Source organism: Sphingorhabdus sp., assembly GCF_046154385.1.
In the GTDB taxonomy this organism is placed as follows: domain Bacteria; phylum Pseudomonadota; class Alphaproteobacteria; order Sphingomonadales; family Sphingomonadaceae; genus Sphingorhabdus_B.
This window is the reverse complement of the sequence record NZ_JBJXFW010000014.1, coordinates 1-13,280: the sequence shown is the minus strand read 5'-3', so window position 1 is coordinate 13,280 and position 13,280 is coordinate 1. Positions and strand designations below refer to the sequence as shown.

General features: G+C 52.6%; 11 protein-coding genes and 2 tRNA genes. 4 read left to right on the top strand and 9 right to left on the bottom strand.

The window, feature by feature from the left end; all coding sequences use genetic code 11:
- Positions 1-277: 277 nt before the first annotated feature.
- From ACKVOS_RS03385 to ACKVOS_RS03370, 4 genes are all read right to left on the bottom strand, one after another.
- A tRNA-Pro gene (locus ACKVOS_RS03385) sits at positions 278-354 on the bottom strand.
- Positions 355-460: 106 nt separating this feature from the next.
- Positions 461-537: transfer RNA gene (locus ACKVOS_RS03380), tRNA-Ile, on the bottom strand.
- A gap of 65 nt (positions 538-602) precedes the next feature.
- Positions 603-1,679, bottom strand: a complete 1,077-nt coding sequence (locus tag ACKVOS_RS03375) for a polysaccharide deacetylase family protein (RefSeq protein ID WP_409210605.1) — start codon at positions 1,677-1,679, stop codon at positions 603-605.
- Positions 1,639-3,240 (bottom strand): histidine kinase dimerization/phospho-acceptor domain-containing protein, encoded by a 1,602-nt coding sequence (locus ACKVOS_RS03370; RefSeq protein WP_409210604.1) that lies wholly within the window; start codon positions 3,238-3,240, stop codon positions 1,639-1,641. Before ACKVOS_RS03370 ends, ACKVOS_RS03375 begins: the two co-directional genes overlap by 41 nt.
- 196 nt (positions 3,241-3,436) lie before the next feature.
- Between ACKVOS_RS03370 and ACKVOS_RS03365 the strand changes: the two genes are divergently transcribed.
- Positions 3,437-3,913 (top strand): Lrp/AsnC family transcriptional regulator, encoded by a 477-nt coding sequence (locus ACKVOS_RS03365; protein WP_409210603.1) that lies wholly within the window; start codon positions 3,437-3,439, stop codon positions 3,911-3,913.
- A 61-nt stretch (positions 3,914-3,974) separates the two neighbouring features.
- Here the strand turns inward: ACKVOS_RS03365 and ACKVOS_RS03360 are convergent, their stop codons facing one another.
- Entirely contained in the window at positions 3,975-5,306 is a 1,332-nt protein-coding gene (locus ACKVOS_RS03360) for a hypothetical protein (protein ID WP_409210602.1), read from the bottom strand.
- Between the two features lie 186 nt (positions 5,307-5,492).
- Between ACKVOS_RS03360 and ACKVOS_RS03355 the strand changes: the two genes are divergently transcribed.
- Positions 5,493-6,134 carry an SDR family oxidoreductase gene (locus ACKVOS_RS03355; protein WP_409210601.1) on the top strand — a complete coding sequence of 214 codons (642 nt, stop codon included), beginning with the start codon at positions 5,493-5,495 and terminating at the stop codon, positions 6,132-6,134.
- Between the two features lie 125 nt (positions 6,135-6,259).
- The gene (gyrA, locus tag ACKVOS_RS03350) at positions 6,260-8,968 is read left to right on the top strand and encodes a DNA gyrase subunit A (protein WP_409210600.1); all 2,709 of its coding nucleotides are present in this window, start codon (positions 6,260-6,262) and stop codon (positions 8,966-8,968) included.
- Positions 8,969-9,031: 63 nt separating this feature from the next.
- On the opposite strand, the gene ACKVOS_RS03345 is transcribed toward gyrA, so the two are convergent.
- Together ACKVOS_RS03345 and ACKVOS_RS03340 are read right to left on the bottom strand one after the other, a co-directional pair.
- The gene (locus tag ACKVOS_RS03345) at positions 9,032-9,715 is read right to left on the bottom strand and encodes a lysoplasmalogenase family protein (protein WP_409210599.1); all 684 of its coding nucleotides are present in this window, start codon (positions 9,713-9,715) and stop codon (positions 9,032-9,034) included.
- 19 nt (positions 9,716-9,734) lie between these two features.
- On the bottom strand, positions 9,735-10,568 hold the full coding sequence (locus ACKVOS_RS03340; protein ID WP_409210598.1) for an NAD(P)H-hydrate dehydratase: 834 nt from the start codon (positions 10,566-10,568) through the stop codon (positions 9,735-9,737).
- Between the two features lie 60 nt (positions 10,569-10,628).
- Between ACKVOS_RS03340 and trmFO the strand changes: the two genes are divergently transcribed.
- Complete coding sequence (gene trmFO, locus ACKVOS_RS03335) at positions 10,629-11,966, top strand: methylenetetrahydrofolate--tRNA-(uracil(54)-C(5))-methyltransferase (FADH(2)-oxidizing) TrmFO (protein WP_409210607.1); 1,338 nt, start codon at positions 10,629-10,631, stop codon at positions 11,964-11,966.
- A gap of 18 nt (positions 11,967-11,984) precedes the next feature.
- On the opposite strand, the gene ACKVOS_RS03330 is transcribed toward trmFO, so the two are convergent.
- Complete coding sequence (locus tag ACKVOS_RS03330; RefSeq protein WP_409210606.1) at positions 11,985-12,449, bottom strand: hypothetical protein; 465 nt, start codon at positions 12,447-12,449, stop codon at positions 11,985-11,987.
- Between the two features lie 48 nt (positions 12,450-12,497).
- A complete protein-coding gene (locus ACKVOS_RS03325) occupies positions 12,498-13,094 on the bottom strand; it encodes a squalene/phytoene synthase family protein (protein ID WP_409210597.1) in 597 nt (198 codons plus the stop codon).
- Positions 13,095-13,280 lie beyond the last annotated feature (186 nt).

Sequence of the window (13,280 nt, the reverse complement as noted above, 5' to 3'; positions counted from 1 at the left end):
GACTGTGATTTTTCCCAGCGACCAATGCCTTTCTGCGAAAGAAAGCCATGCCTAATGCGGTAAAACGACTAACAAAGATGCTCGGAAATCGGAATAACTCGACACGCCTATCGGTTGCCGAATGTCTTTTCGCCATTGGCCTAAAATTGCAAGAAAGCGGCGGTCTGAGGTCGCCGATTTTCGAGGCAGGCCGAAAAAAATCTACACAGTTCCTGCACAGGTCGACAATGGTCTATTTTTGTCAATAAAAACAACGACTTATTGGTCGCCGATATAATGGTCGGGGAGACAGGATTCGAACCTGCGACCCTCTGGTCCCAAACCAGATGCGCTACCAGGCTGCGCTACTCCCCGACTGGTATAACAATGTCTCGACCGTTACCGGTCTTTTTTGGCCAAATGGCCATGGTGGACCAATGATCCCCCTTTTGCCCGCGCCTGCCAACGCGTGAGCGAAGGCTGGTGGGCCCGGAGGGACTCGAACCCCCGACCTAGCCGTTATGAGCGGCCAGCTCTAACCAACTGAGCTACAGGCCCCGACCGGCTAGCCAATCGCAAGCGCGCCGATAGCGGAACAATAGGACCGCTGGCAAGTGTTTATCTTATGCGCCGCAATTAAACTGACTGGCCATTCGTATTTCGGCCAAAGTCGTTGGCCGCACACCATTTTCGTTCAAATGCTGAAAAACGCTTTCGAACCACATATACAGCTCACTCAAATGCTCTTCAGTGCGAATATAGGGCGTATATCCTGCCGCCAGCGAAGGTGAATGGAAAGATAAGTTTATAACCGGAACACCTTCTTTTAAAGCCAGGTTGATCCCTTCGATGGCTTTTTCCAGCGGGATGCCTTCCGGCGTCAATGCGATACGTTCGATCATGTTTGACCGGGCGAGCACCGACCGCGCCGCTTGAGACCCGAACCATTCCCCGAAAACCACATTACCCGCTGAACGCATCGCTCCTGCAAATACCGTGGTAAGGGGCAATTCCAGCAAAATGTCCTTTTTGATCCAATAAGGATGAACAGGATGATGGGTATAATTGGGTCCGCTTTGTTCGGAATAATCAAAACGCGATCGGACCGAGCTATCAATCGTGATGCCCAAATCGACCAAAATATCGGATGTGGCCGAACCGGCACCATAACGCCCTGCCCTATAAGAATCAGGCTTGATGCCAGTGCGACTTACAATCGCATTGTAAAGCTGTGTCAGCTTTGCCCGTTCAAGCTCGGGGGGCAAATTGCAGGCATAGCTGTTTTCAGTGCATAATATTTCATCGAAAGGCGGGTTCACCCAGGGGTGTAATTGCACCCCAATTTCCGCCCGGCCGGAATGGGCAAAGCCACCCAGCAATTCCACGCCATAGGCGTCTTCCATTATCGGATAATCGACCAGATAGCATGGCTTTATTCCGAAACTATCGCAAAGATCCTGAAATCTGGGCAGGTCTTTAAGATGTTTGGTACCATATCCGTCACGGGAAAACGGACGATTCCAGTCAAACTCTTCTTCCGTATCGACAGTCAGTATAAAACGTGGGCTACCCAGACCGGACAGATCAACGAAATCAAAATTCGGGGCGTAAGAATTTGCAAGAAGTGGACTTTTCACATTTCCATTAAGTGCACGCACTTCATTCTCGCTCTTCATCTCTAAATCCGGTGCGATTTTCATTCGTCGCGGGCAGAGACAATATCAAAGCATCATTGTAGAAACGTAAATCACCGCCAACATTTTTGGCAAGGCTGCGAACTAGCCGTAACGAAAAGCCCAGACCCAGCAAGGGAGCTTCACTGGATTCATCGAGCGTGGCAGGGCCAGAGCCAAATAATTCTGCCTCATCCATCTCCAATAATTTCCGGGGCAGGCTCAGCACAAACCGATTGGTAGCGTTTACCCCCGGTTCGGTGCGAAACCGTCCGTCCAGAATTTCATTTGGTTCGCAACCGATAATGACCGCAGACAACAGACGGGAAAATATACGCTCCGCTAATTCCTTATCCACGGCAAAAGGCCGGACCGGATGGGCATGGACAAGGTTAAGGGTTACCATCAACAGGTCGCTCAATCCGCGCAAGCGACCCGCAAGTTTGTTGCTCAGCCAGTCACAATCGGTTGATCCAGGCTCGGCAAAAAAGCTGCCCGCTTCAATTTTGGCGGCTGTCGCAAGATCATCGAATCCGGACAACAAACGCTCGGCATCATTCAATATATTCCTGGCAAGCAGCCTGTAATCCTCGGTAACCGGACCAAATAACTGCTGCTCGATTATTTCGGAGAAGCCGATGATCGCACCAAGAGGCGTCCGCAACTCATGAACCAGTTGCTGAATTTGTTCCGAACTGTGCAGGCTTTGCGGTGATATCAGCGCGCTTTCGGCAACGGTCGGACGACGGAATATCCCGCGATAGCCACTAAACCGTCCGCTGATTGGGTCGAAAAATGGAGATGCGTTTATGCGCCAGTCGCCCGCCACAGCCGGCGCGCCGCACAACCGCATCCGTGCATTTTCGAGCGGCATGCGTTGCCGGAATGCAGCGGCACCATAAGCATCGGGTCCCGGTCCTTCGTCAAATGCCGGTTCCGCAATATCCACGCCGACGACTGCGCCAGGAGGAGCCCCTTCGATCCAGCTTACTGTGCCATTTTCGTCTGTTTCGAATCGAATCTCGTCAATAGGTTCAAAAAAATCGCCATATGGGCTGATATCGACCTGCGCATATTCGACGATTTCAGATTGCCGTTCTGAACGCAGCTTTTCGATTCGCTCCACAATGTCGCGGATTTGAACGCCGTTAAACGCGTGGTTTCCAACTTCGATATCCGGAACGGGCAATACGAAATCGGAACCAGAACATAAGGCCAAGGCGCGCCGGCTTTTTGGTCCGAGATCGGAGCGATTGCGAAGAAATCCGCGCGCCCTGACCGGCATGGCCGCAATGATATCCGACCATTCGTCATCAGTTAGGCAAGCACCGGCCACCGTGGCCGAAGCAACTTTCGGAATATCGCCCGATAAAAGTAGGACAAGCGGGGCCGACATGATCCGACCATTGAGGGAACGCACGCACTGCTCGCGAATATTGGGTGCCACCAACGGCAGAAAATCACGAACTTTTTGCAACCCATTCGCTACATAAGCCGCGTCGAATTGCACCGGATTTTGAGCAAGAATATCAACGAGTTGCTGCCATTTCGCGGCCGCACCCAAATCGCTGTCATTCGCCTGACGCAAGGCAGTTTCTAGGCGATCGTCAAAGCGCAATTGCAAACATTCCTAATGCAAAATTATCCCTGTCCCTATGACCGATATACCCGCTTAAAGCTATCCGAAAGCAGCAAAATAAACGCGTCACACTATGGGACAATTGCAATTGGCTATAATAATATTATAAGTTCCTGCACAAATGGAAATGGGAAATAACATAATCATGGCCACAATGAACTTGGATTCGATAGATTTAAAGCTTCTTGCAGAGTTACAAGCAGATGGCCGTATTACGAATGTAGACCTTGCCACCAAAGTTGGCCTTACTGCGCCACCTTGCTTGCGTCGAATGCGGGCGCTGGAACAGTCCGGCACGATCAAATCCTATCACGCCGATATCGATGCCGCGTCTTTGGGTTACACAATTACCGTTTTTGCCATGGTAAGCTTGAAAAGTCAGGCAGAAGACGATCTGAAAGCCTTTGAACACCATGTCCGCGCGCTACCAAATGTGAGAGAGTGCCATATGCTAAATGGCGAGATCGATTTCATATTGAAAATCGTTGCGCGCGATCTTCAGTCATTTCAGGAATTTCTAACGTCACAGCTGACCTCGGCAGCCAATGTCAGCAGCGTTAAAACATCATTGACGATTCGCACCGCCAAAGACGAACCCGGCGTGCCTATTCCGGAAAATTAGAATTGACGGCGGAGTTACAAAAGCCCGCCGTCATTTCATAATATTGCCTTATTGTGTATTGTTACGTTGCCGCAGGTGGTGGTGGTGCCTCTGCTTTGATCTGCTGTTCGATATACATGGTCCAATATTCGGCCATCGCCTTTCGATTGGCGTTCGTGACCATCGCAAAATCCGCCGCTGCTCCCGCATAATCGCGCAGCATCACTTTCGACATGGCAAGACGGAACCGGGTACGATCCGTTTGATCTTTTCCTTCCTTGTCGAGCACCGGGCCTTTTGACAGCGCTGATTCATAAAGCTCTTTGGCTGTGTCATATTTTTTGTGCGAGTAGAACGAATCCGCGGTCAACGAAGCCAGCATTCCTTTGGCGCTCGCTTTTGCCGGCGCGATTGTGCCAGCCAGCGTCGCGGTATCTTCGGCCAGTCGCGCCTTCGCTTCCGCGTATTTTTCGCTGAAGGTTACATTATTACGCGAAATAACGCCCTTTTCGAAACCCTCCTCCAAAACCGAAACCGCCTCGGCTGGATAGCGCACGCCAATATAGCTTAAACTATCAAGATACTGGGCATATTCCTGCTGGAACCGAAGGCCGTTGGTCACGCGCATCAATCGCATAACATCCAGAGTTTCTTCCGGATTTAACGTGAGCGACCTGTCAAAAAACGCCAGGGCATCATGCCAATAGTCCGCATTGTTTTCCGATTGTAGCAACTGCTTATACCAATTCGCCGCACCAGCGTAATTTTTCGATTTCGAAGAGAGCATTGCCGCACGGACGAAATATGCCTTATTTACTTTGCCAGCTAATTTGTCGGCTTCAATCGCTTTTCCTATCCAAGTTATGGCATCGGCATCTTTATTCTGCTGCGACATCGCATTGGAAATCAGAAATTCGATATTGTTACCCCGATGCCCCAAATTGTAGGCGTCCAGCATCAGTTTTTCCGCATTCACGAAATTTTTGCCATCATACGCAATGGCGCCTTTGCGGAATGTATATTCGGTTTTGATGTTCGCTGGGGTTGTTGCCGAAGCGAGCAGCAGATCAATACCTTGTTCCTGAAACGCAAGGTCCTTAACCCCTGCACCAATATTTATCGCAAGTATCCCAGCTTCATACCGGTCATCGTCGTTGGCGATTGCAGCAACGACTTTGGGAAACTCGGCCTTCGCACCTTCCGGATTTTTTTGCTTGTTGAGCAAATCGACAACCGGCGAAAAGGCAGCAATAAATGGCTTCGAATAATTGCGCTTCGGCGCAGCGTCAGCTGCTTCCTTTTTTTCTTTGCCCTTCTTTTCCTTGACCGGTTTTTCTTCTGCATAGGCAGGCGAAACCGTCGCAGACAACGCCGACAACGACAGGATTAGGGCAAATTTGGAAACAGACTTCATTCTACTCTCCGCGATTAGGGTGTTTAGGCATATTTTCTATCACAATATCGTCTATAGTTATTTGCCTCGCTAAGCGCAAACATCATAGAGCAGCCGCATGAATTGCGGTTGAACACCGGAAACGATCCACCAATGACAGTCAAGACAGCAGTAATAATAGGGGCCCGTGGAGGTATAGGCGCGGCGATGGCTGACCGGTTGTCATCGGATCGCGGCTTTGACCGAGTTGTAAAGTTATCACGAGAGAGTTCTCCTGCAGTTGACGTCTGTGATGAAGCTAGCATTGCACATGCGGCATCCAGTTTGGCACAATCTGAATTGGCCCCTTCCCTGATTATCGTCGCCACCGGCATTTTGCACAAAGATGGCAAAGGCCCGGAAAAAAGCTTTCGTGAACTTGATCCGGATTGGATGATCGAGAATTATCGCTTGAATGCTGTGGGACCCGCTCTTGTTGCAAAGCACTTCTTGCCGCTGATGCCAAAGTTTGAACGGACGTGCCTTGCGATACTATCTGCCCGCGTAGGCAGCATTTCGGACAATCGGCTGGGTGGCTGGCACAGTTACCGCGCGTCCAAGGCTGCACTTAATATGTTTATCCGAAATCTGGCGATTGAATGGCAGCGAAGAAATCCCGAAAGCATAATAGTCGGCTTACACCCCGGGACGGTAGAAACGGAATTGAGCGCGCCTTTCAAGGGGAACCCGCAACATGAACGATTTTCCCCGGCAAAAGCGGCTGAACAGCTTTTGGATATCGTAAAAAAATTGGAGCCACATCATTCCGGTCAGCTGGTCGGATATGATGGCAACATAATCGCACCTTAAACCAATTGTGCCCTTATCTGTGGATAAGTTGTCGAAAAAGGCGTTTTTCATTATGCCTTGGGTGGCATTGTTTGGTCACCTCGGCTAAGATGCTAATATTCTAAAAATATAAGGATTTTCGCGGCGTGAGCGATGATAGTGCCACTCTAGACCCCTCAGATATTTCCCCGGTCGACATCGTCGATGAAATGAAGTCGAGTTATCTCGATTATGCAATGTCGGTCATTGTGGCACGGGCGCTTCCCGACGTCCGCGACGGGTTAAAACCTGTGCACCGCCGCATATTGTTTGCCAGTCAGGAAGGCGGCTTCGTCGCAGGGCGTCCTTATCGTAAATCGGCCAAGATTGTCGGCGATGTCATGGGCAATTATCACCCGCACGGCGATAGCGCGATTTATGACGCGCTGGCCCGTATGACCCAGGATTGGTCATTGCGTGTGCCGTTGATCGATGGCCAGGGTAATTTCGGTTCTATGGATCCCGATCCTCCTGCATCCATGAGATACACAGAAGCCCGGCTCAACAAGGTTGCCAACGCCCTGTTGGATGATCTCGACAAGGACACCGTCGATTTTCAGCCCAATTATGATGGCAGCCGGCAGGAACCACAAGTTTTGCCAGCACGGTTTCCCAATTTGCTGGTCAACGGCGCGGGTGGCATTGCCGTCGGCATGGCGACCAATATTCCGCCCCATAACCTCGGTGAAGTTATCAAGGCTTGCCTGGCCTATATCGACAACCCGGCAATCTCGGTTGACGAACTCATTGAAATCATACCCGCACCCGATTTTCCGACAGCGCCGCTGATTTTGGGTCAAGGTGGTGCGCGCGCGGCCTATCGTGAGGGCAAAGGCTCGATCATGATGCGCGCCCGCCACGAGATTGAAGAAGGTCGTGGCGACCGGCGCTCGATCGTTCTTACGAGCATCCCGTTTCAAGTCGGCAAGTCTGGTTTGGTCGAAAAAATTGCCGAGGCGGCGAAAGACAAGAGGATTGAAGGCGTTTCGGACATCCGTGACGAATCAAGTCGCAAGGGCGTCCGCATCGTTATCGATCTCAAGCGCGATGCCACGACCGATGTGGTGCTGAACCAACTGTGGCGCCATACCCAAGCCCAATCGAGCTTCCCCGCCAATATGCTTGCCATTCGTGGCGGCCGGCCCGAAGTCTTGAACCTGCGTGATATCATCGAAAGTTTCGTCCGGTTTCGTGAAGAGGTTATAACCCGCCGCACGAAATTCGAACTGAACAAGGCGCGTGAGCGGGCACATCTGTTGCTGGGGCTGGTTGTCGCCGTCACCAATCTTGATGAAGTTGTCCGTATTATCCGTGGTTCCGCAAGTCCCGCCGAAGCTCGTGCTGCATTGATTGCACGGCAATGGCCGATTGCCGAAATCGCGCCTTACATCAAATTGGTCGAAGCGGTTGAGGCTGATGTAACCGGCGACAGCTATCAGTTATCGGAATTGCAGGTCCGCGCAATTCTTGAACTGCGCTTACATCGTCTGACGGCATTGGGTCGGGATGAAATTGGCAAGGAATTATCAGGGCTTGCTGTCAGCATTACAGAGTTTCTCGCAATATTGGGCGATCGTGTAAAACTTTATGCCGTGCTTCGCGATGAACTTGTGGCTATTGACGCAGAGTTTTCGACCCCACGCATTTGCGAAATAACCGCAAGCTGGGACGGTCTTGACGACGAAGACCTGATGGAACGCGAAGAGATGGTCGTAACCGTAACCCACGGCGGCTATATCAAGCGCACCCCGCTTGCGACCTTCCGCGCCCAAGCCCGCGGCGGCAAGGGTCGCGCCGGTATGGCAACCAAGGACGAAGATGCGATTACCGAATTGTTCGTCACCAGCACGCATACACCTGTGCTCTTCTTCTCCAACATCGGCAAAGTGTATCGCTTAAAAGTATGGAAACTGCCGGAAGGTGGGCCGCAAACGCGTGGACGGCCGATGGTCAATCTTCTGCCCCTGGGTGAAGGCGAAGTCATATCCAACGTTTTGACTTTGCCCGAGGACGAAGCGGAATGGGGCGGCCTGAGCGTCGTTTTTGCAACGGCTAAGGGATATGCTCGGCGCAATAGCATGGACGCTTTTGCCAATGTGCCATCCAACGGCAAGATCGCGATGAAATTTGAAGGCGAAGATGCCGATGATCGTTTGATCGGTGTGGAATTGCTGAGCGCCGATGACGATATCTTATTGGCAAGCCGCAACGGTAAGGCGATTCGCTTTGCCGCCGATGACATACGTGAATTTCAAAGCCGCGCCTCGACCGGCGTGCGCGCGATGAAATTGGGCAAAGATGATCAGGTGATGTCACTTTCGATCCTGCAAAGGGTCGGCACCACAGCGGAGGAACGAGAGGATTATCTGCGCTTTGCACCCTGGAAACCCGAAAAAGAAGGTGATCCGACACTTTCTGCTGAGCGCATTGCGGAAATGGCGGAGTGCGAGCAATTCATCCTGACAGTTTGCGCCAATGGCTATGGCAAGCTTTCATCGGCTTACGGTTACCGCCGCACCGGCCGCGGAGGTCAAGGCATCACCAACATCGACAATGTCGAACGCAATGGCCCTGTCGTCGCGAGCTTTCCGGCCACCAAGGGCGATCAGCTCATGCTGGTCACCGATCAGGCCAAATTGATCCGGATGCCATTGGACAGCTTGCGCGTTCTGGGCCGCGGCACTGCGGGTGTGCGGTTGTTCAATGTCGGTGAGAACGAACATGTCGTCAGCGCCGCCAAAATTGAGGAAAGCGATGATGATACCGATGAGGCAATCGCAACACCGTCAACGCAAGGGCCGGAGAATGAAGGCTAGGCCGTGATCTAAATGTCCCCTGCAACAAGGGGGGCGGTTGATTGCGGTCCGATTGACCGGAATTCAATCCCGCTCTTCCCCTTGTGCATAATGGCCGCGCTTGACCAATGTTTGGGCGACGCCGACGGCAATCATCAGCACACCGAAATAATAAAGATACCATATCGCCACACTGGTCATTTCGGATTGCGCCAAGGGGCCAAGGCGAGCGAAGATCAACAGATCTGACACAACAAAAAGCACGGCGCCCATACCGACGCGATACCTTGGAAAATTGCTGCTCCATGCCATGGCCGCCATGGCTGCCAAAACGACGCTATAGGCGGCGACCTGAATACCCTGTTCCGGATTTCCTGGTGCAAAATAGGCGATGACTGGCGTCAAAAGAAACAGCGTCACGGCAAATAGCTTCTGGCTAAAAACAGCACCCACCCTGCGGTGGCGGGCATAAATTGCGATTGCCGCCAGATGCCCTGCGGTAAATGCAATGGCCCCGGCCACCATATTCAGTTCAATCAGCCCATCGCCCAGCGCGTACAGGGCCAACATGAATGCCAACAAAATAAACTCGCCGACATGATGGCGGCGCAAGGCGAAGGGAACCAGCAAGCCCACCGCTGCCATTTTCCAGATGATGGCAAATATCCCGCCCTCAATCGGCAGCCAAAGCCAGCTCGCCGGATAGCTTAACCCCGCCAGAAGGCTGGCCAATAACCACGGTCGTTTGTGCGCGAGATCTTGCGACATAGGTCTATACCCCTTTAATTCAGCCTTCTTGTATACATCCTTGCAAGACAAGGGGAATATATTCCGCCATCCGATCTGCCGTTAGCCCCGCCCCGGCGCGACGGCCGATATCACCGTGCAGCCATGCGGCAATGGCTGCCGCGTCAAAAGCAGGCAATCCCTGAGCCAACAACCCGCAAACCAATCCCGACAAAACATCGCCAGAACCGGCCGTCGCCAGCCAGGGCGATGAATGGGTGTTGATGGCAAAGCGCCCCGTCGGCGCAGCGATGACGCTGTTAGGCCCTTTCAGCAGAATAACGCTGCCGGACCGGCGGGCGGCATTCACCGCGGCCGAAACGGGATCGGTGATGGCAATGTCGGGAAATAACCGAGCAAATTCGCCAAGATGCGGCGTCATGACTATGTTATCCGATACCGCATTGAACAAATGCGTATTTTGGTCTGAAAAAACTGTCAGTGCGTCGGCATCCAGCAGAGTTGGTTTCTTCAAGGCAAGCAATTTGAGAACAAGCAGGCGCAATTCGTCATTTGCCCCTGCCCCCGGCCCGACCGCGATGGCACGCACGCGATCATCGATGGCGCTCAGCATGGTGTCTTTTTCCTTGAGCATGATAGCGGTGACGTGGGCGGCATGTTCATCCAACGCCCTGCGATCCCCCAATATCGTCACCAATCCGGCCCCAACCCCCAGCGCGGCAAGCGCGCATAACCGCGACGCACCCGTTTGCAGCGCGGGTCCGCTTAAGACGACGGCATGCCCACGCATATATTTATGGATGTCGGCTGCGGGACGGGTCAATCGGGGCCGCGCGATCTGGGTTTCGCCGGTAAATTGCAGGGTAAATGTCATCAGACCATCATGACGCTTTTACCTGTGCTTTCCCACGAAATTTTGTTAGCCGCCATCGCTATGACCAAAAAACATGACGTACATATCATCGGCGGAGGATTGGCCGGAAGCGAGGCCGCATGGCAATTGGCGCGGCGTGGATATCGGGTAAAATTATCGGAAATGCGGGGATCAGGCGAAATGACGCCAGCCCATCAAACCGATGGGCTGGCAGAACTCGTTTGTTCAAACAGCTTTCGATCAGATGACGCACAAAGCAACGCCGTCGGCCTGCTCCATCAGGAAATGCGTGACCTTGGCTCCCTCATTATGTCGGCAGCGGAGGTCGCCAAAGTACCAGCGGGTTCGGCATTGGCCGTAGATCGTGACCTGTTCTCAGAAATTGTTACTAAAGAACTGCAAAATATAGGAAATATTGAAATAGCACGGGAACGGATCGACGAAATTCCAACGGATATTCCGGTTATTGTCGCAACGGGTCCCTTAACCGCGACCAATTTGGCGCATAATATCATCGCAAAAACCGGCGAAGATCGGCTGGCCTTTTTTGACGCAATTGCGCCGATTGTCTATCATGACAGCATCGACATGGACATCGCATGGTATGCATCACGTTGGGATAAAGGTGAAGGCAAGGATTACATCAACTGCCCAATGGATGAAACGCAATATCGCGCCTTTCATCAAGGATTGATGGACTCAGACAAAACCGAGTTCAAGGAATGGGAGACCAATACCCCATATTTTGAGGGCTGTATGCCGATTGAAGTCATGGCTTCACGCGGATTGGATACGCTGCGTTTTGGCCCAATGAAGCCGGTCGGTCTCGACAACCCCAAAACAGGCCGATGGATGCACGCAGTAGTGCAGTTGCGCCAGGACAATAAACTGGGCAGTCTTTGGAACATGGTCGGTTTTCAGACCAAAATGAAGCACGCCGCCCAAGTCGAGTTATTCCGTACAATCCCCGGATTGGAAAAGGCGGAATTCGCGCGCTTAGGCGGTCTGCATCGCAACACATTCATCCGTTCACCGATTTTGCTGGACCGCCAGTTGCGGCTGAAAACCGCACCGCATATCCGCTTTGCCGGTCAAATCACAGGATGCGAAGGATATGTCGAAAGCAGTGCCGTCGGTTTAATGGCAGGTCTGATGCTGGCGGCCGAGTTAGCCGGTTCCGAAATACCGCAACCGCCCACAACCACGGCGTTGGGCGCCTTGCTTGGTCATATCACTGGCGATGCCCATGCCGATGATTACCAACCCATGAATGTCAATTTCGGCCTATTCGCCCCGTTGGAAGAAAGTTGCCATAAAAAACAGCGCAAAGCCGCAATAACCTCCCGCGCTCGGTCCGATATGGCGCAGTGGATACAATGCCATAAGATCTCATCTTAAGTAATTATAATATATATATTAACACCGGCACCCTGGTTTGGCAGCTTGCTTGGGCCGGGTTCGCGCGAATTCCTTTCGGGTCAGCAAATTGTCCGCATCCCGATCAGCGCTGGCAAAGCGATCCCCCGTGGCAACGGCCCATTCTTCGAAAGTCAGCAGATTATTGCCGTCTCGATCGAGCTCCTTGAAGGCTTTGGTCCGGCTACCCATCATTTCTACGCGCGAAATCAGCTCGTCTCGGTTCCTGTCATAACGGTTGAACCGTACTTCCTCTCGACTGGCCTTTGGTGCAACGGGTGGTGTTGGCGGGGCCGGGCCGAAGGCGGGCGCATTCACGCCTGCTATTGGCAACGCATCCGACACAACCTCCACCGGCGGTGCGACAGGAATTGGGTTCTCCGACGAAGCTTGCGTTTGCCACAGCCACAGACCCCCGGCCGCCAGCATCAATGCGCCTATTCCCCCTGCCAAAATTCTCTGCAATTCCATACCCCTAGGCCAAGTTGACGTCATGGCGTTGTGGTCAGAAAATTAGTGTCCCGTCAAGCTGTGCACAATCAATCGGGGACCCGAAACGTTGCGGGACAGCATGGTCAGAATCGTCAGCGGTCGGAAAATACGACCTTTTACCAAAGGTTCGTTTGGCATTCCTGAATCGGTTGCAGCAAATCCATAACGGTTCAAAATATCAGCCCTCGCCCATTCTTCTCCCGCTGCAGCTGCGCTTTGGTTCAAACCGATAAGGCGACAATATCCGTTATAAACGGCATCGCCACGCTGTTTGGCAAAGGCATCAAGTTCGGCACCGCTCCATTCGCCATGGCACGGCAATATCTCCCAGGCGTCCACCAACTCGCCGGCTACCGCCAGCAATTCAGGCCGTTGCAGATCGAACAGCGCCGAAAGTAATGGCTCCCCCTTGGGCCGGTTTTCAGCCTGCGCCGTCAAAGCATCGCGCCACCACGCCAGCTTCAACTGCGCGATCATCGATTCAGTCGCCCTTTCAACAATCTGGGCCAGGCGCTCATCAAGCAAAAGCAGCAATGCAAATGCGACACGGGTCGACTTTGGCGCATAGGCCACCGCGAGTCGCAACGGCGGTGAGAGCTGTTCAACTATCTCTATCATCCCAGTACCCAACAGGTTTGCGCGCCAAATCACAGTTAACGGGCCACTAACCATTTAAATTTAAGAAGCGCTTACGTTGATTTGATAATCGCTAACATTGAATTCTAATCTGTGGAACAGGGGAACGCCACGATGTCTGCAAAGACCGACGCTGGAAAGCGGACCGGATTTCTCGCTCGATTGCGG

Coding starts and splice junctions, on each gene's coding strand:
- ACKVOS_RS03375 (WP_409210605.1), bottom strand. CDS start 1,679: ATGAAAATCGCACCGGATTTAGAGATGAAGAGCGAGAATGAAGTGCGT.
- ACKVOS_RS03365 (WP_409210603.1), top strand. CDS start 3,437: ATGGCCACAATGAACTTGGATTCGATAGATTTAAAGCTTCTTGCAGAG.
- ACKVOS_RS03360 (WP_409210602.1), bottom strand. CDS start 5,306: ATGAAGTCTGTTTCCAAATTTGCCCTAATCCTGTCGTTGTCGGCGTTG.
- ACKVOS_RS03355 (WP_409210601.1), top strand. CDS start 5,493: ATGGCTGACCGGTTGTCATCGGATCGCGGCTTTGACCGAGTTGTAAAG.
- ACKVOS_RS03345 (WP_409210599.1), bottom strand. CDS start 9,715: ATGTCGCAAGATCTCGCGCACAAACGACCGTGGTTATTGGCCAGCCTT.
- ACKVOS_RS03340 (WP_409210598.1), bottom strand. CDS start 10,568: ATGACATTTACCCTGCAATTTACCGGCGAAACCCAGATCGCGCGGCCC.
- trmFO (WP_409210607.1), top strand. CDS start 10,629: ATGACCAAAAAACATGACGTACATATCATCGGCGGAGGATTGGCCGGA.
- ACKVOS_RS03325 (WP_409210597.1), bottom strand. CDS start 13,094: ATGATAGAGATAGTTGAACAGCTCTCACCGCCGTTGCGACTCGCGGTG.